Source organism: Bacteroidota bacterium (assembly GCA_020402865.1).
Lineage (GTDB): Bacteria > Bacteroidota > Bacteroidia > Palsa-965 > Palsa-965.
Genome location: JADBYT010000019.1, coordinates 95,022 through 118,916, shown reverse-complemented (window position 1 = coordinate 118,916; position 23,895 = coordinate 95,022). Strand labels below are relative to the sequence as shown.

Genomic DNA, 23,895 nt, shown 5'->3' with positions numbered 1-23,895 from the left:
GCTGGCTGTATGTTCAAAACGCTGTATGAAAAAAATCCTCGCCAACGACGGCATTGATGCCAAAGGCAAACAACTTCTCGAAGCCGCCGGCTTTGAAGTGATAACCACCAAAGTAGATCAGGCTGCACTGGCCGATGCGATCAATGCCGAAGGCTACGTGGCTTTAACCGTGCGCAGTGCCACACAGGTGCGTGCTGCACTTATTGATGCTTGCCCGGGGCTGAAGGTAATCGGTCGTGGCGGTGTGGGTATGGATAATATTGATGTGGATTACGCCAAGTCGAAAGGCATTGCCGTAATCAATACGCCCGCAGCTTCGTCGCACTCGGTGGCGGAGCTGGTGTTTTCGCATTTGTTTACCGGTGTGCGCTTTTTGCACGATGCCAACCGCCGCATGCCGGCCGAAGGTGATACGGCTTTTGCCACACTGAAAAAGAATTACGCCGGAGGCACCGAGTTGCGTGGCAAAACCATTGGCATCATCGGCTTTGGCCGTATTGGGCAGGCGGTGGCTTCCATTGCACTTGGCCTGGGCATGAAAGTAGTGGCTCACGATCCTTTCCTGAGTGCGGCCGATGTAACTGTGCATATTGAAGGTGCAGGCGATGTAAAAGTAAGCGTGACTACCATTGCCATGGAAGAAGTGCTGAAGACAGCCGATTTTGTGACGCTGCACGTTCCGGGCGGACAAATGATGGGCGCGGCCGAACTGGCACTGATGAAAAAAGGCGCAGGTATTGTGAATGCAGCCCGTGGCGGTGTAGTGAATGAAGACGACCTGCTGGCCGCGCTGAACAGCGGACATATCGGCTTTGCGGGGCTCGATGTGTTCAATAATGAACCCACACCGCGCAAAGACATACTGGCACATCCTAAAATTTCGCTCACCCCGCACATCGGCGCATCAACCGATGAAGCCCAGGAGCGCATTGGCGTGGAACTGGCCGAACGGATTATTGCCGCACTGGCCTAACACAAAACAGCGCAGCAGAATTATGGCAAGCATTCTACCTTTTCGCGGTATCCGGCCGGCAGCAGATAAAGTGCATCTGGTGGCTTCTCGCTCGGTTGACAATTACAGCCGCGGCGATCTGAACGAAAAACTGCGCGGAAATCCGTTCACGTTCCTCCACGTAATCAATCCTGATTTTACCGACGGCCAAAAAACCAAACCCGGCTCGCCCGAAAGGCTTCAGAAAGTGAAAGCCACCTGGGAAAAATTTTATGCCGACGGTGTTTTTGAACAGGATAATAACCCTGCTTATTATGTGTACCGGCAAACCAAGCAGGGCAATACATACACCGGAATTATTGCCTGTACGGGCATTGACGATTATTTCAACGGCATCATCAAAATTCACGAGCAAACACTCACCGAGCGCGAAAACAAACTGAAAGATTATCTGGATGTGTGCGACTTTAACGCCGAGCCGGTGCTGTTTTGCTATCCCGACGATGCCGAGATTAACACCCTGATGATGCTGGCCACCGAACGCCGGGCCGATTTTGATTTTACCACTACCGACCGTGTCAGACACACACTGTGGGTGGTGGATCAGCCCGAGCAGGTGAAGCATCTGCGCGAACGTTTTGAACAGATTCCGGCCGTGTACATTGCCGACGGGCATCACCGCTCGGCATCTTCGGCGCTGCTGGGTAAGGAAAGGCGTGAAAAAGCAGGACAACATTCGGGCAAAGAAGCCTGGAACTATTACCTCGGCGTGTTTTTTCCCGAATCACAATTGCGCATTTACGATTTCAACCGTGTGGTGAAAGACCTCAACGGACTTACCGAGAGCGAGTTTCTGGCAAAACTGGAAACCGATTTTGAAATACGCAAAGCCGGCCCCGACATTGTACAGCCCGAACACAAACACGTATTCAGCATGTATCTCGATAAAAACTGGTACATGCTGCATTTGCGCGAGGGCCGAACCAACAATGAGAATCCGGTTGAATCACTTGACGCCTATCTGCTCACCAAATACATTCTCGATCCTGTGCTGGGTATAAAAGACCTGAAAGTGGATAAGCGTGTTGGGTTCGTATCCGGAATTAAGGGACCGGAAGAATTAAAAAATCAGGTGGATAACTGGAAGTTTAAAGTGGCCTTTGGCTTATATCCGGTTGCCATGCAGGAGCTCAAACGCATTGCCGACACAGGCAATATTATGCCTCCGAAGACTACCTGGGTTGAGCCTAAAATGCGCAGCGGACTTGTGATGTACAGCCTTAGCGAAGACCATCAGTAAGCATGACAACTATTCGCACAAAACTTGCTGAAGTAAATGCAATGTTGCCGGAAGGTGTTACCCTTGTGGCTGTTTCAAAAACTCATGCAGCTGACCGTATTCTGGAAGCCTACCATGCCGGACAACGGGTTTTCGGCGAAAACCGGGTGCAGGAACTTGTGCCCAAATACGAAGAATTGCCCAAAGACATTGAATGGCACCTGATTGGTCACCTGCAAAGCAATAAGGTAAAATATATTGCTCCGTTTGTGTCGCTCATTCATTCGGTTGACAGTGAAAAACTGCTGGCCGAGATTAATAAACAGGCCGGAAAATGCGGCCGGAAAATAGATGTGCTTTTACAGGTATTTGTAGCACGTGAGGAAACCAAATTCGGCTTCTATCCCGAAGAATTAACCACCTTTTTTGCCTCTGAAAACCTGAGGGATTACCCCCATGTACGCATACGTGGACTCATGGCTATGGCCACCAATACTGATGAGAAAAGCCAGGTGGCAGCTGAATTTTCACAGGTGGCCGCATTGTTTGAAACAGTCCGCACGCATGCCGGTACGGATTTCAATATCCTTTCAATGGGCATGAGCAGCGACTGGCAGACTGCCGTGCAGCAGGGCAGCAATATGGTGCGAATTGGCAGCACAATCTTCGGAAATCGTTAAGTCAAACCTATATTTCAGATTAAATTCACGGATTCTCTTGTTAATAATTGAATGTAAGTACATATTATTTTTATGCAAGCAGCACAATTGTTTTTCTAATACAAAAAACTAATAAACAGCATATTAAATATAAAATTCCTTACCACGAAACAACCCGAATTGCGTATTCCGGGGCCTAAATCGATATTGAGTTATTAACAACAAGCATTTCATAAGTCGGTTTTTTTCCTAACTTTCCGCCAATAATCAGGCAACACTTAATTTATCCATCTCAACAAAAATCTTCACCCCATGAAGAGAACCTACTCCTTGTTAGGCAGTACAGGACGTGCGTACAAGCGCTTTTGTTCGGCTTTGATAGGTGTAATGGGATTAGGGCTTGTAGCACAGGCTCAGGTATCCACTTACTCCTTTTCGCAGTCGTCGGGCACATACGCTCCTGTTTCAGGCGGAACAGTGCTTGGTGTACCAGGCAATGATGACACCAGCTTTCCGGATAACCCGATTGGTTTTACCTTTTGGTATAACGGACAGGCATTTACCCGTTTCAGTGTAAACTCAAACGGTTTCCTTTCTTTAGGATCTACTGTGGTAAGTTCCTACAACGCCATTAGTTTGGGTTCAAGCAACAACGTAGTTGCAGCGCTTTCTGCAGATATTCAGGGCGACGCTACTACGGGTGATCTGCGTTTCCAGACTATCGGTACAGCTCCTAACCGTACACTTGTGGTACAGTGGACAAACTACGATGATTATCCCAGCTCAACCGGAAGTGATGTCTATAACTTCCAGATCCGTCTTTCGGAGAGCAACCACAATGTGGATGTAGTATATGGCAACACAAGCAGTCTGCAGCTTGCAGGCTTGTTTGAGGTTGGTCTGCGCGGCACCGGTTCTGCCGACTACAATAACCGCGTTGTTTCCAATGGTCTTCACACATGGGCAACTTCAATTGCAGGCACTGCCAACAACGCAACCTGCGAAATGAACTCAACCCTTGCGCCTGCCAGCGGACAAACCTACACCTGGGCTCCTCCGGCTGCTCCGGCTGCTCCCACCACCCTTACCTTTACGGCAGTTACAGCTACTGCAATGACGCTGAACTGGGTGGATAACTCAACCAACGAAACGTCTTTCTTTGTGGAGCGTTCGCTCGACAACATTACATTCGTTCCGGCCGGTACGGTAGCCTCAACCTCATCTGCAACAACGGGTACAGGTTACACGCTTAACCAAACCGGTTTGTTCAACAACACGCTTTATTATTACCGTGTGTATGCGGTAGCCATTACGCCCTCACTGGCTGTTTCAGGCTCGCAGGCTACACTGCCGGGTACACTTTGCGGTACGTTTACCGTTGGACCCACAGGTGCCTATACCTCACTTACCGCTGCTTTTGCTGCGGTAGCTACAAACGGTGTAAGCTGTCCGCTGGTATTCGACCTTCAGGCTGCTTACGTGAGCACGGTTGAAACCTTCCCGCTTACCATTCCGTTCCTCGGCAACAGCCCGGCAAACACCATTACCGTTCGTCCGGAGCTTGGCGCCACCAACCTTTCAATCACCAGTAACGCCCTACAAACCATTAACTTCAATGGTGCCGGCAACATTGTGTTTGATGGTCGTCCTGGTTCAGTAGGCACCGTAATTCAGCTTACACTTGCCAACACGTCAACCACCGGTGCAGTTGTACAGGTAGGCGGCGATGCTTCAAACATCGGTTTGAACTATGTAAACGTGCGTTCTGTAAACACCGGTCTTGCACTGGGTGCTGTACAGTACACTGCCCCTGCAACCGTAAACGGTTCAAGCGGCCACTTCATCACCAATTGCGATTTTGCAAACGGTGCCACCAACCCGCAGCAGTTCATTTTCTCTGCAAATGGACTCGCCAACTCGTTCATTTCATCGGTAACCATCAGCAACAACCTGTTCCGCGACTGGTTTATTGCTACCGGTCAGAATGCAGCCATGAACCTTGGCGGTAACATCCGTAACTGGACAATTACCAACAACAGTTTTTACCAGACAGCTACCCGCACGTTTACCACAGGTGTGCTGCACTACGGTATTCTGATTTCAGGTACAGCTTCTGGTTCAGGCGGGCATAACATTTCCGCTAACTTTATTGGTGGTACAGCACCCAACGCCGGCGGCACAGCATGGACCTATGCAGGTGCGGCAGCAACCCGTCTGGTGGGTATTTCTGTAAACGGTAACAGCTCAGGTAACCTTACACCTACCAGCATTCAGGGCAACACCTTTACCAACATCAACCTTACCACCACAAGCGGTGCAACCACAAGTCCGGGTATCATTTGCGGTATCCAGACACTGGGTACCACACATAACCTGAACATTGGTACGGTTACTCCCAACGTAATCGGTTCTACCACTGCGGCTGGTGCCATTGTTACCTCTTGCTCTACTTCAGGTGGTTTAAACATGGGTATCAGCAACACTTCGTCAGGCGCTGTAGTAATCAGCAACAACCTGGTGGGTGGCTTTACCTGCAATACCTCACTGCCCACCATTTCCAGCAGCTTTACCGGTATTCAGAGCACCAGCGGTGCTCCGTCAACCATTTCCGGCAACACCGTGGGCAGTCTTACCGTGCCCAACAGTGTGGTTACTGCACCTAATAGCAGTACCACTGCTTCAATTGTAATGGGTATTAACAGTTCGGCATTCAACAACGTAAACATTACCAACAACACGGTAATGAACCTTACGAGCCAGTATGCCGGTACTTCAACCGGTGCTGTGGTACGTGGTATTTATTCCACCAGCGGTATCAACACCATTACCGGCAACACCGTTCGCAACCTTGCTACTCTTGCGCCCAACGCGAGCACAGGTGCCAGTGCATCTATGCAGGGTATTACACTGGCCACATTCAGCACCAGCACCAACGCGGTAAACAGCAACACGGTAAATACACTTGCCAATGGTTCAGCAACTGGTAACGTAATGGTTAGCGGTATTACCATTGCAGGTTCTACCGGCACATTTGCGAATACAGATGTTGCTTACAACAACGTAGCCGGCATGGGCGCTCCGCTCACCAGCGGCACTCCGGTTGTGTATGGTATCAGCCTTGTGGGTAACCCGACCCGTGTGTTCAACAACTTTGTGAACCTCGGAAGCGATATTACCGGTGCGGCTATTACTGCTCCGAACAGCTTTATCGGTATCAACAAAGAAACCAGTGCTACTGCTGCAGTTAACTTCAACACCGTAAACATTAACGGTGCCGGTGTAGCCGGCGGTGCAGCAAACACCATTGCTTACCGTCGTGTAACCACTGCTGTTGACGAACTTCGCAATAACATTCTGGTAAACACCCGTTCTAACGGTACTTCTACCGGTACACACTACGCAATGAGCCTGAACAACGGCACCACCTTTACCAGCGATAACAACGATTATTTCGGTAACGGTACAGGTTACCAGACCGCAGTAATTAACGCGGTAAACGTAACCGGTGTGAGCGGCATCATTCTGGCCATTGGCGGCAACGGCAGCTCTATTGCCGTAAACCCGAACTTTATTTCGGCCACCAACCTGCGCATCAACAATGCTACTGTAAGCCCGCTCGAATCGCGCGCTACCACACTTTCTTATGTGCCCAACGATATCGACCTTCAGGTGCGTCCGGGTCCCACAGCCGTAAACGGTGGTGGTACAGCCCCCGATATGGGTGCCGACGAATTTGACGGTATTCCGCTTAACGTGGATATCGGAGCCTTTGCATTCCTGCAGCCTGCTGTACCGGGATGTTATTCGCCCACACAAACCATCCGTGTGCGTGTACGTAACTATGCCAGCTCAGCCCTTAACATGGCGCTGCCCGGCAATGGTGTGACCATTAACGTGAGCGTTACCGGCCCGAACCCGCAGAGTTACACACTCGGACCGATCACCAGCGGCATTATTCCGGCCAGCGGTTTCCTTGATACCACCATTACCACCACCTATAACATGGGTGCTGTAGGTACGTATGGTTTCAGCGCAACTGCAACCACCGGTACTGAAGTACTTACCCTGAACGATGCTTTCGGCCCGCAAAACATTGTGGTTGCTGCCGGTACTGCACTCGCTTCAGGCGGAGGCCGCATTTGTCTTGGCGATCAGGGTACACTCAACGTATCCGGTTTCACCAACGGCGGTACCATCCAGTGGCAGGAATCGCCCGACAACATTACCTGGACCAACATTGTAGGTGCCACAAACACTTCACTCTCAATTATTCCGACTGACACCACCTACTACCGTGCAGTAATCTGCGGCCAGCACAACTCGGCCATTGATACACTGTTCCCGCAGTTTGTGGCTCCGCCCACCGTTGCCGGTGCAACACGTTGCGGTACAGGTCCGGTTACGCTTACCGCTACAGGCTCAGGCACCATCCGTTGGTACAACCAGCCCACCGCTGGTACACAGCTTGCCACGGGTAACACTTATACCCCCACGGTAAGCACCACCACCACCTTCTATGCTGAAAATGCAACCGGTACACCGCCAACCACCATCACCACCACATTTGCTGCGGGTAATGGTTCATCAGGTAACGTGTTCCGTGTTTCGGCTATCAACACCATTACCATTACCGGTATGGACGGTCACATGACCTCGGGTACTGCTACATGGGAAATCTGGGGTCGCCCGGGTGACTACACCCTGATCCCCGGTTCTACCACAAGCAACGTGGGCTGGACACTGCTCGGAACTGCTTCCAACGTAGTAGCTGCAGGTCTTGGTGTACCCACTCCGCTGCCCATCACGCTTAACGTAACCATTCCTAGCGGTACCGACTACTCGTTCATTGTAACCACTACAGGTCCCACACTGAACTATACCAACGGTACTGCAGTAGGTAACCCGCTCTTTACCAACGGTGACATGATTGTTCGTGAAGGACATGGTGGCAGCTACTTTGGCTATACCATCACCACCCGTAACTGGAACGGTCGTATCCGTTATTCTTCGGGCTGCGCCAGCACACCGCGTACACCGGTTATTGCTACCGTAACACCAGCACCGACCATTGCGGCTTCTACCTCTAACACCATTTGCGGAACCGGTTCAACCACCCTTACCGTAGCAAGCAGCAATGCTAGTTATGATTACACCTGGACACCTGCCACTGCGCTTAACGTAACTGCAGGTGACACTGTAATTTCAACACCTGCCAACACCACTACCTATGTAGTTCAGGCTACCGACACCGCCAGCGGCTGTATCACTTTTGATACCATCCAGGCTGTAGTAGCTCCTGCTGTTGTGGGCAATGCTTCTGTAAGCAACGACACCATTTGCGGTGGTACTCAGGTACAGCTTGATGTAACGTTCCCGCCTGCCACCTTCACCGTGGGTACACAGAACGTGCTTAACACCACCACCAGCTATCCCTCGCCGTTTGGTCAGTTCTACTGGGGTGCCAAGCACCAGATGCTGATTACCGCTGCCGAACTTACCGCAGCCGGTATGACACCTGGTTTCTATAATGCACTTGGTTTCCAGCTCCCGGCTGGTTCAAACACACCGGCACCGTCGCCTGCGCTGCAGAACTTTGAACTCAAAATTGCCAACACAACTTTGACTTCAATGACCACTGCATTCCAGATGACCGGTTTCACCAGCTACTTTACCAACGCTGCACTGAACCCGACCACCGGTATCATGACCCTGAACTTCAACTCAAACTGGTACTGGGATGGTGTTTCGAACATCATCGTGGAAACCTGCTTCAACAACAATTCATTTACGTTGAACTGGGTATTCCGTCAGTCAAGCACCTCGTATTCTTCTACAACCGTGCTTAACCAGGATGCTTCAGGTGTATGCGGTGCTTCATCAGGCTTCAGCACCTTCTTCCAGCGTCCGAACATGATCTTTACCCGTGCAAGCGGTAACAACTCATACGTTTGGTCTGGTGGTACGGTATCGAACCCGAACATTCAGAACCCGACTGCGGCTCCGTTTACCAGCAGCAGCTACATTGTGCTGATTACAGACACCCTTTCAAGCTGTACACTTACTGATACCGTTTCAGTACACGTACTGCCCACACCGATGCCGAACTTCGGAGCGGACACCGTGATCTGTTCAAACACACCGTTGCTGCTTGATGGTACGGCTGGTAACTACACTTACCTGTGGCAGGACAGCACCACCACACAGACCTATTCGGCCTCATCGTTTGGTGTGTACAACGTACTTGTTACCGACACCACCAACGGATGTACCGGTACCGATACGATTCTGATTGGTGTGAATGCGGCTCCGGCCTTCTCACTGGGTGCTGACGTAACGCTTTGCGCCGGTAACTCGGCCACGTTCTCTGGCCCGTCGAGCACAAACTACACCTATGTGTGGTCAACCAGTGCCAACACCACCAACGTGGAAAGCGTGAACACTGCAGGTAACGTAGAGCTGCTTGTAACCGATACCACCAACGGCTGCTTTGAAAGCGACACCGCTGCGGTATTTGTGAACCCGCTGCCTGCACAGACACTGGGCAACGACACAGCCTACTGCTCGGCCAGCACGCCGGTAGTGATTGCCGGTCCTTCTGGTCCGTACAGCTACCTCTGGCAAGACAGCACCGCCACACAGAACTACACTGTAACCGGCACCGGTATTTACAGCGTACTCGTTACCGACACAGCCACAACCTGTTTCAGCAACGACACCGTAGTAATTACTGTAAATGCTACCCCGGCTCCGGCTCTTGGTAACGATACCGCAATCTGCAGCGCCAATGCTCCGCTTGTGCTTGCTGCTCCTTCTGGTCCGTTTAACTACCAGTGGCAGGATAACTCAGGCAACGTTACTTATTCGGTAACCACCACAAACGCTTATTCGGTGCTTGTAACTGATTCGGTAACCGGTTGCGCTGCCAGCGATTCAATTAACATTACTGTAAATGCATCGCCGGTAGTTGCGCTTGGTAACGACACCACCTTCTGCGGAACCAGCATTGTACTGAGCGGCCCCGCAGGTAACCTGAGCTACGCCTGGACACCTGCTGCCAGCACACAAACCATTACTGCAACCACTTCTGGCAACTACGCCCTTGTAGCTACCGACACCGCAACCGGCTGTTCGGGAACCGACAACATCAACGTAGTAATCAACAGCCTGCCTGTGGTTACCGTGTCGCTGAGCTTTGACACTGCCTGTACAACCGACGGCCCCCGTCCGCTTACCGTAGCTACACCTGCTGGTGGTAACTGGAGCGGCCCCGGCACTGGTGGTGGTAACTTTAACGCCAGCACACTTACACCGGGTACTTACACCATTACCTACACCTACACCGATATTAACGGCTGTACCAATCAGGCTTCTGATCTGGTAGTTGTTGATCCCTGCGTAGGTATCGAAGAACAGGCTGTTGTATCAACAGTTACACTGTTCCCGAACCCGAACAATGGTGCATTTACGCTCTCTATGAAAGGCGTTGATTACACCGAAATGAGCATTGAAGTGCTTACCGTACAGGGCCAGATCCTGTGGTCAGACATGGCTTCAAACGTTCAGGGCGATGTAAACCGTCAGCTTGACCTCACCAACTACGCAAATGGTATTTACTATGTGCGTGTAGTGGCTGATGGCAAGACGTTCATTCAGAAAGTAGTAAAGCAGGACTAATTACTGCACAATAACATGGCAGGGCGGCACTGAGCAATCAGTGCCGCCTTGTTTTTTGGTGCAGGCAGTGTTAGCAACAGTTTGCTTAACTTTGCAGCAATGAACGAAGGCAATACACCACAAAACGAGGAAGCCGTTAATCAGCCAAACTGGTTTTCCCATCAGACTGAAAATTTCAGCAGCCTGTATTTTGGTAAGGTACCTGACCATATAGCGAAACAGCAGGATGGCGGTGCAAATGCCGCACAGATTGCCAATGCGGTAAAATTGCTTACCGATCCGGCCAGCCGGGATATTCGCCATGAAGTACTGGATGCGTTAAAACGCAATGATGCGCGTGATTTTATGGTGATGCTTGTGGAAGATAAAAGTCTGCTCAAACACCGCAAGGCATTGCTCACTGCCTGCTGGGAAACCGGACTCGATTTTTCGGCCTACCTGATTAATTTTGCAAGGCTGGTACCTGATGCTGATCTTGAGTCGTGCATTGAAATTGCCACAGTAATTGATGAAATGCACGGCCCGTTTGAAGCCGCGCAACTGAATGAAGCTAACTCGCTTCTTTTTGCAATAAACGACGAGGCTAAAAAAGCAATTCTCGAACCGGCATTGTTCCGGCTGAAATCAGCTCAGAATTAATCCTTTCATTTTCAGGCAGATAAAAAACTGTTAAGAAAAACAAGTAATAATATGTCGATACATATATTGTAATGACATAAATTTGAACTACCAAAAACAGAAAACATGAAAAAAGTTCTTCTTTCACTCTTTATCCTTGCTGGTGCAATGACCACTGGCAACGCACAAACCGAATGGAGCTGTGATAACTCGCATAGTTCTGTAATGTTTGCCATTGAGCACATGACCGTGGCAAAAACCATGGGCTGGTTCAGCGATTACGAAATCAAGATGACCACCAACAAAGCTGATTTCAGCGATGCGGTGCTTGAAGTAACCATTAAAACCGGCTCAATTAACACCGGCAATGAACAGCGCGACGGTCACTTGAAGGGTGCCGACTTTTTTGATGCCGAGAAAAATCCCACCATTACCTTCAAAAGCACTTCATTTAAAAAAGTAAAAGACAACCTGTATGAAGTGAAGGGCAATCTTACCATGAAAGGTGTAACAAAAGAGATTACGCTTGAAGCGGTATATGGCGGTGAAAAGAAAGACCCTTACGGAAACGTAAAATCAGGCTGGTCTGTCCGCACCAAAATTGACCGTACACAGTTTGGTATTGCCTGGAATGTACCGCTTGAAGGCGGCGGCACCATTTTGGGCAATATGGTGGAGATTATGTGTGATATTGAATTGATGAAAAAGAAGTAAAACATTCAGTTTTTTTCTATATCTGGTAACTGGGACATATATTTGTATGTCCCAGTTACATTTTATGAATTCTATCCACCAAACAAGTCCCGTAAATTTATACGGGCAGGCCGCTGAACAAATTGTAAGCATTGGTAGTAAACTGATTTACACTTTAAACAACGCCCTCAAACCTTACCAGATTACTTCTCAGCAATTTGCAATTCTGAAGATTCTGAACGATGCACATCCCACACCCGTATCCATAAAGCAGATACGCTCGCAGATGCCCGATAAAATGTCGGATGTATCTCGCATTGTGGAAAAGATGCGCACGAAGGGTCTTGTGAGTCGCGAAATTAACCTGGATGACCGCCGGAATGTGGATGTGACCATTTCTGACGAGGGGAAAACAATTCTCAGCCAGTCGGCTAAGGCCTATTGTGATTTTGAAAAGCATCTCAAAACATTGTCTGATCAGGAAATCACACAGTTGAGGGAGATTCTTCGGAAGCTTCAATAACCGGCTTTTCTTATTTTTTCTGAAATTATCAGGACATATACCTTGATGATATGCTTTTTATGCGCACAATAACCTGATTCAGATCATAGTGCTGAACCGTATTTTTTATTCTTTTTGGTCAAAACCTGCACATGATGACCGAGAAGGAATTAGCAGACGAGTACTGGCCTGAAGTGCTTACGCTCTTAGAGCGGGGCGAAAGCAATGATGCGATTCTTGCTTACCTGCACAAAAAAGGGGTGAGTGAATCAATTACCACCTGTCTTGTTGATCTGATCAGAAAGGAGCGTTATGCCATTCGCCGGCGCAGAGGTGTTAAGCTCATGCTTGCCGGGGCTGTAATGTTGCTGTTGGGTTTTGTAATTACGCTGGCTTTTGTGTACAACGATAAGTCGATTGATTTTGTGATGTATGGCATGACGTTGGGAGGAATTATAGTTTTCCTTTGGGGCGTGGTGGACGTATTGGGGTTTTAGAAGCAATATCATTTTCACATAAAATAGCATTTACGGGGATAAAGAGGTAAAAAAGCGGCTCGGTTGAAATAGTTATCTTTACCGCAGTTGTGAAAACACTGCATCGCTTCATTTTAAGGTCGTACCTGCCGCCGTTTCTGATGACGTTTGTCATCTCGGTGTTTGTGCTGTTTATGCAGTTTTTGTGGAAATGGGTAGATGAGCTGGTGGGCAAGGGCCTTGACACGGATGTGGTGATTGAGCTATTTTGTTATGCAGCACTCTCAACCGTGCCGCTTGCGTTGCCTATGGCCGTATTACTTTCGTCGCTCATGATGTTTGGTAACCTGGCCGAAAACTATGAACTGGCGGCGCTGAAGGCTTCAGGCATTTCGCTTTTCCGTTTATCGCGGCCGCTCATTGTGTGTACAGTTGGCATTGCAATGGGAGCCTTTCTTTTTTCCAACTACCTCCTGCCCTATACCAATCTGAAAATGCTTTCGACCCTGTTCGACATCCGGCATCAGAAACCGGCCATGAACATAAAGGAAGGTGTGTTTTATGATGATATTGACGGCTACAGCCTGCGCATCAGTAAAATTGGCAAAGACGGACAAACGCTGCGCAATGTGATGGTGTATGACCATACGGATCAGATGGGCAATACACAACTCACTATGGCCGAAACGGGCAAAATGTTTATGAGTCCCGACCAGCGTTATCTGATGATTGAGCTTTACAACGGCAACACTTACCGCGATGTATGGAACCAGCAAAATGCAGCCACGCGGAAACCGTTTATGCGCATGCACTTCAAAACGCAGCAGGCCCGGCTTGATTTATCGGGGTTTGAGATGCAGAAAACGGATGAAGATCTTTTTAAAGACAATCATCAGATGCTGAACGGCCAGCAACTTCTCTCCTATATTGACACGATGAAAATGGAGATGAATGAAGACCGGGTAAAGTTTTACAACAACCTGAGTAACGGCTACATGAGCCGCACCAAAAAATATTTCAAGCTGAACGATAGTTTAAAGACCATACCGGCACAGGGAAATTTCCTGAATGAGTTTACGCGGCAGGAACGGCAAAAGGTTTTTGAAGTAGCATTAAACACGGCGCGCAACAGCAAAAGTGCCTGCGAATCGAAAATAAATGAACTTGAGGGAGAGCACAATTCAATTACCCGTTTCAGGATTGAATTCTGGCGCAAGTTTACCCTGTCTGTGGCCTGCCTGATTATGTTTTTTATTGGTGCACCGCTTGGCGCCATTATCCGCAAGGGCGGACTGGGCATGCCAGTGGTGATTTCGGTGGGTTGTTTTATTTTGTTCTGGGTGCTGAGTATTACGGGCGAAAAGCTTTCTAAGGAAGGCACTGTTCCTCCGCAGTGGGGTATGTGGCTGGGCTGTGCGGTATTTATGCCTTTGGGAATCTGGCTTACGCGCAAGGCGACTGCCGATTCACCGCTGTTTGAAAGCGAAAACTACCAGAAGCTGTTCAGCCGTATTGGCAAACTTATTCCGCGCCGTAAAAAAACACTGCAGACTGAAGCGAGACCGGCCAATCCGTTTACGCAGGACGACGGAACCGACGAAAACTAAGCCGCTTTTTGCAAAGCCACTCCACTCATGCGCATCCTTCAACTTTGCCTTAAACCACCGCTGCCTGCTGTTGACGGCGGCTGTGTAGCTATGCAAAGCATTACGGAAGGGCTGCTGGAAGCCGGCCACCAGGTGAAGATTCTTACATTGCATACCCATAAGCATCCGTTTCAGCCCGATGCCATTCCGCCGGCTTTTCGCGAAGCCACCGCTATTGAAGCTGTTTTTGCAGATACGCGGGTGAAGCCGTTTTCGCTGCTGCTCAGCTTAGCGGGGCGCAGTTCATACAACCTCAGTCGTTTTGATGTGCCGGCTTTTCATACCAAACTTACCGCGCTGCTTGCGAAGGATGAGTTTGATGTGATCCATCTTGAAAGTTTGTACATGACGCCGTACATCGCCACCATCAGGCAGCACAGCAAAGTGCCGGTAGTGGTGCGCACACACAACGCCGAACATCAGCTCTGGCAGCGGCAGGCCGCCGAAAACCGGTCGTGGCTGAAACGGCTTATATTTAATCGTATTGCTGCACAGCTGAAAAAAGCCGAGCAGCATTATCTGGCTCAGGCCGACGGCCTTGCGGCCATTGCCCAAACTGATGCACAACTGCTTAGCCGCCTGCTGCACGAGCGCATACCGGTTGAATACATTCCTTTTGCACTCAATCTGCCCGCGCCCGACACGTCCATAAAAAAACAGCCCTTTACGCTTGCGCACATCGGCGCTATGGACTGGGCGCCCACAGCCGAGGGTGTGCGCTGGCTTTGCCGCGAAGTGTGGCCGCTGATTTATGAAATAAATCCTGAAGCGCGGCTGCTGCTGGCCGGCAGGCACCTGCGCGAAGACGATTTGCAATGGAGCGGACCCGGCATTGTGGTACTTGGCGAGGTGGAAAATGCACACCGGTTTATTCAGCAGGCTGCTGTAGTGGCTGTGCCTGCCCGCAGTGGCAGCGGTGTACGCATTAAACTGGCCGAAGCACTGGCGCTGGGCGCTGCCGTAGTAAGCACAACTACCGGCGCCGAAGGCATTCCGGTACACGAACACGAGCACGTACTGCTGGCCGACGATGCACGGGCCTTTGCACATGCCGTAATCCGCCTGTTTGAACACCCCGAAACTGCCGGAAAACTTGGCGAAAATGCACGTAATCTGGCTGCCGAAACGCTCAACAGGCATCGCGCAACCGAAAAATTATGTGATTTTTACACCCGCATTACCCGGCACTGATGAAACTGTTTGTCATTACATCGCGCATTCCGTGGCCGCTCGAAAAGGGCGACAAACTGCGTATGTATCATCAGCTACGCTTACTGGCACAGGAACATGAAATTATTCTTTGCGCACTGAACGACGGCAAACTGCACCCCGATGCCGATGCCGAACTACGTAAATTCTGCAAACACATTCATTACATCCATTATTCGAAACTCACGCTGGGCTTAAATCTTGTGCGCACACTTTTCGGAAAACTACCTTTTCAGGTGGGATATTTCTGGCACCGGAAAGCGCAAAAATTAGTGGACAGTTTCATTACATTCTACAAACCTGATCTGATTTACTGCCAGCTTATTCGTACCAGCGAGTATGCACGCAAACATAAACGTGTGCCGAAAGTATTGGATTATATGGATGTATTTTCCAAAGGTACCGAGCGGCGGATGGAAAAAGTAGCGCCGTGGAAACGCTGGATTTTTAAGATGGAATGGATGCGTTTGCTGAACTACGAACGCGACGTTTTTACTGATTTTGACGGCCATCTTATTATTTCCGATCAGGACAGGCATTTGTTACCCGTAGCGGATCAGCAGCGGATTGAAGTGATACAGAACGGGGTGGATATGAATTTTTTTCACCCGATGGAAGTACCCAAAACGTACGACATACTTTTTAACGGCAACATGAGCTATCCGCCCAATGTGGAAAGCGCACAGTATCTGGTACAGAAAATTCTTCCGCTCGTGCATGCCCGCAGGCCCGGTGTAAATGTGCTTATTTCAGGCGCCACTCCTTCTGCTGCGGTGCTGGCGTTGAAAAGTACACATGTAACTGTAACCGGCTGGGTTGATGATGTGCGAACAGGTTTTGCGCAAAGCCGTATGCTGGTAGCACCCATGCAGTCGAGCATTGGCCTGCAAAACAAATTGCTTGAAGCAATGGCCATGCGTATGCCCTGCCTTACTACTACGCTCTCCAACAATGCGCTCAAAGCCGAAGCCGGGCACCAGATTATTGTAGCCGATACACCCGAAGCATTTGCCGAAGCAATTCTTACCCTGCTTGATCATACCGATAAAGCCAATGTACTTGCACAGGCCGGTTATGAATTTGTGAAGCAGCAATTTAGCTGGGAAGGCAGTATCCGTAAACTGAACGCGGTATTTGAAGCTGCCGTAAATTCGAAAAAATGAGAACTGCCGCCTTGCTTTTTTCAACCTGCTTTGCACTTTTGTTTTATCAATGTAAGCCACAAACTGCCGCTGCAAAGCCACAAAAAGCAAACGCCGGATACATTCTTACCGATACATTAAAGGTTGCCGAACGAAGCTATTTTCAATATACGCTCCCACAAAACTATTCTTTCGATTTTACAGTTTCACGCCCGGCAATGAAAGATACCTCCGTGCTGTTGTGTGTGGCCGCAGCGTTTACAAGGCAGGACAATGGCGGCATTGACGGACTTTATGCTGTAAACGGAAATGTACAAGGCCATGTAAATAAGCGACTGGGCGGAGGCTGTTTGCTGCTGCCCGGTTCGGGTGTGGTAATTGAAGGCACACGTGATGGTAGTTTGCTTTCGCAAGGCTGGATTGACACCAACATCACAGCTAAAAAAGCGGCTTATTTCCAGCAGCTTCAGCTCGTACGCAATGCACAGGCGTTGCGTTATGGCAAAGACATGTCCTTGTTTCAACGCCGTGCGCTGGTCACATTTGCCAGTAAACCGGCGGCTGTGGTGGAAAGCGCAGGCGCTGTTACACTACAGCAATTTGCCGATGATCTGCTGATGCTTGGGGCGGTTGATGCGCTTTATCTCGACATGGGCGGCTGGGACGAAGGCTGGATAAGAAACAGCCAGGGAAAGTGTGCGCGCATCGGCTTAATGTGTTCACAAACAAACCGGCAAAGCAACTGGCTGGTGATTGTGCGCAAACAGCCTCAAACCTCCTCCAAAAACCCGAACTGATTTTCTGGCAGAGCGGCATCACAGAACGCAATTCTCTTTCAAGCGTTCAGACTGTTCGCGTTTACTGCCGGCTGATGCCGAACGTATTTTTTTCGGTCTTACCCGTTTAGCAAAGCCAGTAAAAACAACTGTGTTTCCGCGGTAAACGATCGGGTAAAAACCCGATGTGTAAACTTCATCAAGAAAACGCGTAGGGAATTCTACGTCAGCCAAGCCCAAAGCTCCTGCACAATAAATTCATTATCAATCACCTAAATCAATCTGATAATTCGAAAACTACCGGGAGTGTTTATCTGCATAACTAATCTGTACTTGCATCAACCAAAATACCAGTCCCCTGATGTTCACACGCTCATTTTCCACACGTTATGTGGCGGTGCTGTTCAGTATGCTGATCAGCGCATTCAGCATCGTGCTTTTATCGTTTTCCACGCCAGCGGGCAGCTATCGTTTCCTGAATCCGGAAGTGGTGACAGATCTTACGCCTTACACCAAGGCGCTGGAAGTGGCCGACATGGACCGCTACCGCTACATGGATGAGCGGAATACACTTTTGTTTGAGGGCGGACTGAAGGTGGAATTGCTGTCGGCCAACGAAATGACTGCGCTGGGCATGCCGGTGCGTATGGAACGGGTGCGCACGGCCAAGCCGGGGTTTGATACCGGATCGGTTTTTAAACTTACTGCCGACGGCGTGCTTGTGGAAGTAATGACTAAAACCAAAGTGAAATGAAGAAACTGCTTACACTTCTGGTTCTTATTCAGACCGCATTTTTGCATGCACAGGTAGCCAACGACGACTGTTTTGGCGCACAGAACCTGGGCTCACTTGGCACGCCGGCGCCCTGCCCCAGCGGCCTGGGCGCGGTAATGACGGTGAACAACCTCACCAACGTAAACTCAGTTACCGAACAGCCTTACACCACACTCATAAACTGCCAGCCCACAAACAACACGCCCATGGCTTCACCCGCCACCGATGTGTGGTATGCGGTTACGGTTACAGGCAATGAACTTATCATCAACATAAACGGAAACATAAGCACGCCTAACGTGGCCGTGTATCAGGGCAACTGTGCCGGACTTGTGGGGCGCGGCTGTGCCATTGGTTCGGGCGGCACACTTTCGGCCAGCTTTGATCAGATGGTGCCGGGCAATACTTACTACATCCAGATCAGTGGCGGCACTCCCGCCGATCAGGGTACGTTTACCATGACCCTGCAAAACAACAACAGCTGCGACGATTGTTTGCTGGCCTCCAACCTTACTGTAAACCCCGCACCGGTAAACGGAACCTATCAGGGTGGCACTACGGTAACGTTTTGCTATACCATTACACAGTGGGATCAGCAAAACACCAACTGGCTGCATGCCGTTATTCCCACTTTTGGAAACGGCTGGGATCTGAGCACCCTTACCAACCTGCAGCCCGCCAACACCTGCGACAACGGCCCCGGCGTGTGGCAATGGTTCAACAACGTAAACACGCCCAACGGAAACGGCATTATGAGCGGCTTTTTCTTCGACGGCGATGTGGTACAGGGAGGCCCCAACGGCAATCCGGCAGATAACTTTGGCGACAACTGTGACGGACAGGTAAACTGGCAATTCTGCTGGACAATCACCGCCAAAGACTGTCCGCCCGGAAACACCGGCGACGACCTGGGCATTATCATTAACACCTTCGGCGACGGCGAAACAGGCAACTGGACCAACATAGCCTGCGTAGGCGATCCGGTGTATCAGTTTAATGCCTCGCTTTCGTGCTGTATGCAGCCACTCATGCAAATGACGGCGGTTGACTGCTACGGAAACAGCAACGGTTCCGTTACTGCCACCGCGCAGGGAGTGGGGCCTTTTGATTATGTGTGGACCGATGCCGGCAATACCGTACTGCTTACTCAAAACGGCATACCCGGCCCGAGCACACTCAACACCCTGCCCGCAGGCGTTTATACTGTTCAGGTTACCGATAACAACGACGGCTGCGTTACCACCCAATCCATTACCGTAACACAGCCCACCGCGCTGCAACTGCTGGTTGGCTCCACTTCCGCATCCTGCAACCAGAACGACGGCACGGCCACGGTAACACCACAGGGCGGAACCGGGCCGTATGATTTTATCTGGACAGATGCCGCCAACGTAACCATTCAAACGGCCAACAATCTTAATGGCGCCAACACCGCCAACAACCTCGCTGCGGGATCATACAGCTGTCAGGTTACCGATGCCAACGGTTGTGTAGCCAACGTGAATATTCCGGTGGCCGGCAACAACGGCAACATAAACGTGGCTTTCGTCACCACTGATGCCTCATGCTTTGGCATTTGCGATGCGTCGGCCACTGCCACACCCGCAGGCGGCACGGCGCCTTACGATTTTTCGTGGACCGATGCAAATAACGTAGTGATAGGTACGGCTACAAACCAGAACACACATGCACTCAATGCCTTGTGCGGAGGCACCTACACCCTGCTGGTTACTGATGCAAACGGCTGCACCGATACACAGAACGTGCAGGTGAATGAGCCTCCTCAGGTAACGGCACTGCTTACCGCCGCGCCGCAAACCATTTGTATTGGCCAAACCACCACACTCACCGGCACACCGGGCGGCGGCAGCGGCGGCCCCTACACCTTCAACTGGTCGCCGGTGGTAACCGGCAGTGGTGCTGTAGTAACCGATACGCCCAATGCCACCACAACCTACACACTTGTGGTGCGAGACATTAACGGCTGTGCTGCGGCTCCGGTAACCATTACCGTTACCGTATATCCTCCGCTCAGCGCACAGCTTTCGGCCAATCCGGCTGCAGTATGTGTGGGGCAGCCATCCACACTTACTGCGGTGCCCGGCGGCGGCAACGGCGGGCCTTATACCTACACCTGGCTACCCGCCGGAACCGGTGGCAACTCCGCTACGGCAACAGTGAATCCGGCGGTAACTACTACCTACACCGTAATTGTTGACGACGGCTGCACCACACCTACGGCCAGCGCCACGGTTACGGTAACGGTTAATCCGCCGCCAACCGTAAGCTTTACAGGCACACCGCTCAACGGCTGCGCTCCGCTTCAGGTGGTATTTACAAACACATCAACCGCAGCCAACAACCCGAATTGCTTCTGGGATTTCGGCGACGGCTTCACCTCCGCAAACTGTAATCCTACCCATATTTACACCGCAACCGGATGTTTCGATGTCACACTTACTTACACCGACGACAATGGCTGCCAGGCCACTACCGTAATGCCCGGTTATGTGTGTGCCAATCCCAGTGCCGTGGCCGATTTCAGTTTCTCGCCCGTAAATACCACCGTGCTTAATCCAACGGTAAATTTCACCGACCTCTCCACGGGTGCCACCACATGGACCTGGGACTTTGATCAGCTGGGCAGTTCAACCGACCAGAATCCGGTATTCACTTTCCCAAGCGAAGTGGCAGGCTGTTATGATGTACAGCTCATTGCAAACAACACCTACAACTGTCCGGATACTTCGGTGCAGGAAGTATGTGTGCTGCCCGAATTCATTATTTATTTCCCCAACGCCTTTACCCCGAATGCAGATGGTGAAAATGAATTCTTTACCGGATACGGAATCGGGATAGCCACATTTGAACTGTATATTTTCGACCGCTGGGGAAATATGATTTATTTCACGGATGATATGAACCAGGGTTGGGACGGCCGGGTGAAGGGGCAGCCCGACATTTGCATGCAGGATGTGTATGTGTGGAAATGTAAGGTGGTGGATGTGCTCGGACAAAAGCACGCATACATTGGTCATGTAACGCTGATACGTTAACGTGAAACAGATCTAAAAGATAAGATCCTGTTTTAAATCGGGGCATCGTGCTAAGTTTGGCACGATTTTGCTACCATTGCAGTAAATACCACATGTTATGAAACGCTTTTACGCTTTTGCCACTGCTGCACTTTTTGCAGTTGCCATTAACGGATGTAAACCCAAAGCCGCAGTGAGCACCGCTCCTCCGGTTCCGGCTACGCCTGTAGCCACCAATACGCCCACACCGCTTCCGCCTGATACCGACAGCATAGATATGGAAAACGACTCGTTTTTTGTACACGGCCCTGCACGCACCGGAGCTGGCGGCACTACAACCACTACAACTACTACAACTACGGGTACCACCACCGGCACTTCTACGTCAACCGGCACAACCCAAACCACACCGGCTGCAGAAAACTATCGTCTGGTCGTATTATTTATCAGTAAGGGAAGCGGAATAAATGAAAAAGCCCGTCAGGAATTTGAAGCCTGGCTGAAAAACCAGAGCAAGCCCGTGAAATGGGAAAATACACGCTGGGGCCGCGAGGGTGAACAGAGTTACTGTTTAAAACTCGATGAGTTTTCAACATCGCGTGAACAGGACAAATTTGTACAGGATGCGCGTATAGCATTGTCTGGCAAAGACTTAGTCTTAATTCAGGAAAACGTACCCTGTAAAGGCAAACGTTAGTGCTATAAGTTAATGGCTCCGGTAAAGGAGTTATACTTACCTTTGTGCCGATTTTTTCATTATTTCTTCATCCGCGGGTAACGCCGATACTGGTTTCAATTACCCGCAAAAAGAAAATGTTCAAATGAACGAATTCGGTTTCAAAGCCAAAACTGCTTCACTTGCCCACATCGGTTTGAGCAATGTAGGAGCTGCTTACTGGAATCTTACCCCGGCCGAGCTGGTGGAAGATACCCTCCTTCGCGACGAAGGAGTACTTACTGACAACGGTGCGCTTGCCATTGATACCGGCGAGTTTACCGGCCGCTCTCCCAAAGACAAGTTTATTGTGCTGGACGACATCACCAAAGATTCGATTTGGTGGAGTGACGTGAACATTAAGTTCGATGCCGGTAAATTTGATGCACTTTACAACCGTGTAGCCGCTTATCTGGCCGGGAAAGAAGTGTATGTGCGTGATGCTTACGCCTGCGCCGATCCGGCCTACCGCCTCAACATCCGCGTTGTGACTGAGTTCCCCTGGTCGAACCTGTTTGCCAACAACCTTTTCCTGCGCCCCACTGCCGAAGAAATTGCGGCTTTTGCGCCCGACTGGCACATTGTATGCGCACCGGGTTTCAAAGCCGACCCGGCCATTGACGGTACCCGCCAGCACAACTTCGCCATTCTGAACATGACCCGCAAGGTTATTCTCATTGGCGGCACCGGCTACACCGGCGAAATCAAAAAAGGCATTTTCACACTGCTCAACTACATCCTGCCCCATGAGCGCGGTGTACTGAGCATGCACTGCTCGGCCAACGAAGGCGAAAACGGCGACACCGCCATTTTCTTCGGTCTTTCCGGCACCGGCAAAACCACCCTCAGCGCCGATCCTAAACGCAAACTCATCGGCGACGATGAGCACGGCTGGGCTGAAAACAGCGTGTTTAACTTTGAAGGCGGATGCTACGCAAAATGCATCGACCTGACCAAAGAAAAAGAGCCGGAAATCTGGAACGCCATCAAATTTGGCGCGCTGGTTGAAAATATCGAATTCCACGAAGGCACCCGCTCGGTTGACTACACGAACACCTCCAAAACGGAGAATACCCGCGTAGCTTATCCGATTCACCACATCGACAATGCCAAAGAACCCTCAATGGGTGCGGCTCCGAAGAATATTTTCTTCCTCACTGCCGATGCGTTTGGCGTACTGCCTCCCATTTCAAAACTCACCACCGAGCAGGCCATGTACCACTTCATTTCGGGCTATACCGCAAAGGTAGCCGGCACCGAAATGGGAATTACCGAACCGCAAACCACCTTCTCGGCCTGCTTTGGGAAGGCATTTTTGCCCCTGCACCCCGGCAAATACGCCGAACTCCTGGGCAAAAAACTCAACGCAAACCCGGATGTAAACGTGTGGCTGGTAAACACCGGCTGGACAGGTGGCGCTTACGGAACCGGAAGCCGCATTAAACTGGCCTACACCCGCGCACTCATCACCGCAGCCCTCGAAGGAAAACTCGACGGCGTTGAATTTGGCGAAACTCCCTTCTTCAAACTCCGTTTCCCCAAAGCATGCCCCGGCGTTCCCTCCGAAATTCTTGAGCCCCGCAATACCTGGACCGATAAGGCTGCTTTCGATGCGCAGGCATCTGATCTGGCCGCCAAATTCGTCAAGAATTTCGAGCAGTATGCTTCAGGCGTTTCAAGCGATGTACTGAGTGCAGCCCCCCTCGTGGCTGCCGTAAATGCCTAACATTCAACAGTACAACAT

The 23,895-nt window shown here is 50.5% G+C and carries 15 protein-coding genes and 1 pseudogene; all 16 read left to right on the top strand.

Going from position 1 to position 23,895, the window contains the following annotated elements:
* Window positions 1–25 precede the first annotated feature (25 nt).
* Entirely contained in the window at window positions 26–973 is a 948-nt protein-coding gene (locus tag IM638_13695; GenBank protein MCA6364088.1) for an NAD(P)-binding domain-containing protein, read from the top strand.
* A gap of 22 nt (window positions 974–995) precedes the next feature.
* On the top strand, window positions 996–2,252 hold the full coding sequence (locus IM638_13690; GenBank protein ID MCA6364087.1) for a DUF1015 domain-containing protein: 1,257 nt from the start codon (window positions 996–998) through the stop codon (window positions 2,250–2,252).
* A 2-nt stretch (window positions 2,253–2,254) separates the two neighbouring features.
* On the top strand, window positions 2,255–2,911 hold the full coding sequence (locus IM638_13685; protein ID MCA6364086.1) for a YggS family pyridoxal phosphate-dependent enzyme: 657 nt from the start codon (window positions 2,255–2,257) through the stop codon (window positions 2,909–2,911).
* Between the two features lie 291 nt (window positions 2,912–3,202).
* Entirely contained in the window at window positions 3,203–10,564 is a 7,362-nt protein-coding gene (locus IM638_13680) for a T9SS type A sorting domain-containing protein (GenBank protein ID MCA6364085.1), read from the top strand.
* 99 nt (window positions 10,565–10,663) lie between these two features.
* On the top strand, window positions 10,664–11,203 hold the full coding sequence (locus tag IM638_13675) for a hypothetical protein (GenBank protein MCA6364084.1): 540 nt from the start codon (window positions 10,664–10,666) through the stop codon (window positions 11,201–11,203).
* A gap of 105 nt (window positions 11,204–11,308) precedes the next feature.
* Entirely contained in the window at window positions 11,309–11,896 is a 588-nt protein-coding gene (locus IM638_13670; protein MCA6364083.1) for a polyisoprenoid-binding protein, read from the top strand.
* Window positions 11,897–11,960: 64 nt separating this feature from the next.
* Window positions 11,961–12,398, top strand: coding sequence for a MarR family transcriptional regulator (locus IM638_13665; GenBank protein ID MCA6364082.1), 438 nt, complete (start codon window positions 11,961–11,963; stop codon window positions 12,396–12,398).
* A gap of 131 nt (window positions 12,399–12,529) precedes the next feature.
* Window positions 12,530–12,874 carry a hypothetical protein gene (locus tag IM638_13660; GenBank protein MCA6364081.1) on the top strand — a complete coding sequence of 115 codons (345 nt, stop codon included), beginning with the start codon at window positions 12,530–12,532 and terminating at the stop codon, window positions 12,872–12,874.
* Window positions 12,875–12,963: 89 nt separating this feature from the next.
* Window positions 12,964–14,460: an LptF/LptG family permease gene (locus tag IM638_13655; GenBank protein MCA6364080.1), complete on the top strand. Its 1,497-nt coding sequence runs from the start codon at window positions 12,964–12,966 to the stop codon at window positions 14,458–14,460.
* A 27-nt stretch (window positions 14,461–14,487) separates the two neighbouring features.
* Window positions 14,488–15,690, top strand: a complete 1,203-nt coding sequence (locus tag IM638_13650) for a glycosyltransferase (GenBank protein ID MCA6364079.1) — start codon at window positions 14,488–14,490, stop codon at window positions 15,688–15,690.
* Window positions 15,690–16,871 carry a glycosyltransferase gene (locus IM638_13645; protein MCA6364078.1) on the top strand — a complete coding sequence of 394 codons (1,182 nt, stop codon included), beginning with the start codon at window positions 15,690–15,692 and terminating at the stop codon, window positions 16,869–16,871. The genes IM638_13650 and IM638_13645 overlap by 1 nt, the downstream gene beginning before the upstream one ends.
* On the top strand, window positions 16,868–17,647 hold the full coding sequence (locus IM638_13640) for a hypothetical protein (protein ID MCA6364077.1): 780 nt from the start codon (window positions 16,868–16,870) through the stop codon (window positions 17,645–17,647). The genes IM638_13645 and IM638_13640 overlap by 4 nt, the downstream gene beginning before the upstream one ends.
* Before the next feature lie 340 nt (window positions 17,648–17,987).
* Window positions 17,988–18,380 carry a hypothetical protein gene (locus tag IM638_13635; protein MCA6364076.1) on the top strand — a complete coding sequence of 131 codons (393 nt, stop codon included), beginning with the start codon at window positions 17,988–17,990 and terminating at the stop codon, window positions 18,378–18,380.
* A complete protein-coding gene (locus IM638_13630) occupies window positions 18,377–21,457 on the top strand; it encodes a gliding motility-associated C-terminal domain-containing protein (protein MCA6364075.1) in 3,081 nt (1,026 codons plus the stop codon). The genes IM638_13635 and IM638_13630 overlap by 4 nt, the downstream gene beginning before the upstream one ends.
* Window positions 21,458–21,767: 310 nt before the next feature.
* Window positions 21,768–21,848: pseudogene (locus IM638_13625) on the top strand (oligopeptide transporter substrate-binding protein).
* Between the two features lie 409 nt (window positions 21,849–22,257).
* Window positions 22,258–23,877, top strand: coding sequence for a phosphoenolpyruvate carboxykinase (ATP) (pckA, locus tag IM638_13620; protein ID MCA6364074.1), 1,620 nt, complete (start codon window positions 22,258–22,260; stop codon window positions 23,875–23,877).
* The last annotated feature ends 18 nt before the right edge of the window (window positions 23,878–23,895 follow it).

Coding starts and splice junctions, on each gene's coding strand:
- IM638_13695 (MCA6364088.1), top strand. CDS start 26: ATGAAAAAAATCCTCGCCAACGACGGCATTGATGCCAAAGGCAAACAA.
- IM638_13690 (MCA6364087.1), top strand. CDS start 996: ATGGCAAGCATTCTACCTTTTCGCGGTATCCGGCCGGCAGCAGATAAA.
- IM638_13685 (MCA6364086.1), top strand. CDS start 2,255: ATGACAACTATTCGCACAAAACTTGCTGAAGTAAATGCAATGTTGCCG.
- IM638_13680 (MCA6364085.1), top strand. CDS start 3,203: ATGAAGAGAACCTACTCCTTGTTAGGCAGTACAGGACGTGCGTACAAG.
- IM638_13675 (MCA6364084.1), top strand. CDS start 10,664: ATGAACGAAGGCAATACACCACAAAACGAGGAAGCCGTTAATCAGCCA.
- IM638_13670 (MCA6364083.1), top strand. CDS start 11,309: ATGAAAAAAGTTCTTCTTTCACTCTTTATCCTTGCTGGTGCAATGACC.
- IM638_13665 (MCA6364082.1), top strand. CDS start 11,961: ATGAATTCTATCCACCAAACAAGTCCCGTAAATTTATACGGGCAGGCC.
- IM638_13660 (MCA6364081.1), top strand. CDS start 12,530: ATGATGACCGAGAAGGAATTAGCAGACGAGTACTGGCCTGAAGTGCTT.
- IM638_13650 (MCA6364079.1), top strand. CDS start 14,488: ATGCGCATCCTTCAACTTTGCCTTAAACCACCGCTGCCTGCTGTTGAC.
- IM638_13645 (MCA6364078.1), top strand. CDS start 15,690: ATGAAACTGTTTGTCATTACATCGCGCATTCCGTGGCCGCTCGAAAAG.
- IM638_13640 (MCA6364077.1), top strand. CDS start 16,868: ATGAGAACTGCCGCCTTGCTTTTTTCAACCTGCTTTGCACTTTTGTTT.
- IM638_13635 (MCA6364076.1), top strand. CDS start 17,988: ATGTTCACACGCTCATTTTCCACACGTTATGTGGCGGTGCTGTTCAGT.
- IM638_13630 (MCA6364075.1), top strand. CDS start 18,377: ATGAAGAAACTGCTTACACTTCTGGTTCTTATTCAGACCGCATTTTTG.
- pckA (MCA6364074.1), top strand. CDS start 22,258: ATGAACGAATTCGGTTTCAAAGCCAAAACTGCTTCACTTGCCCACATC.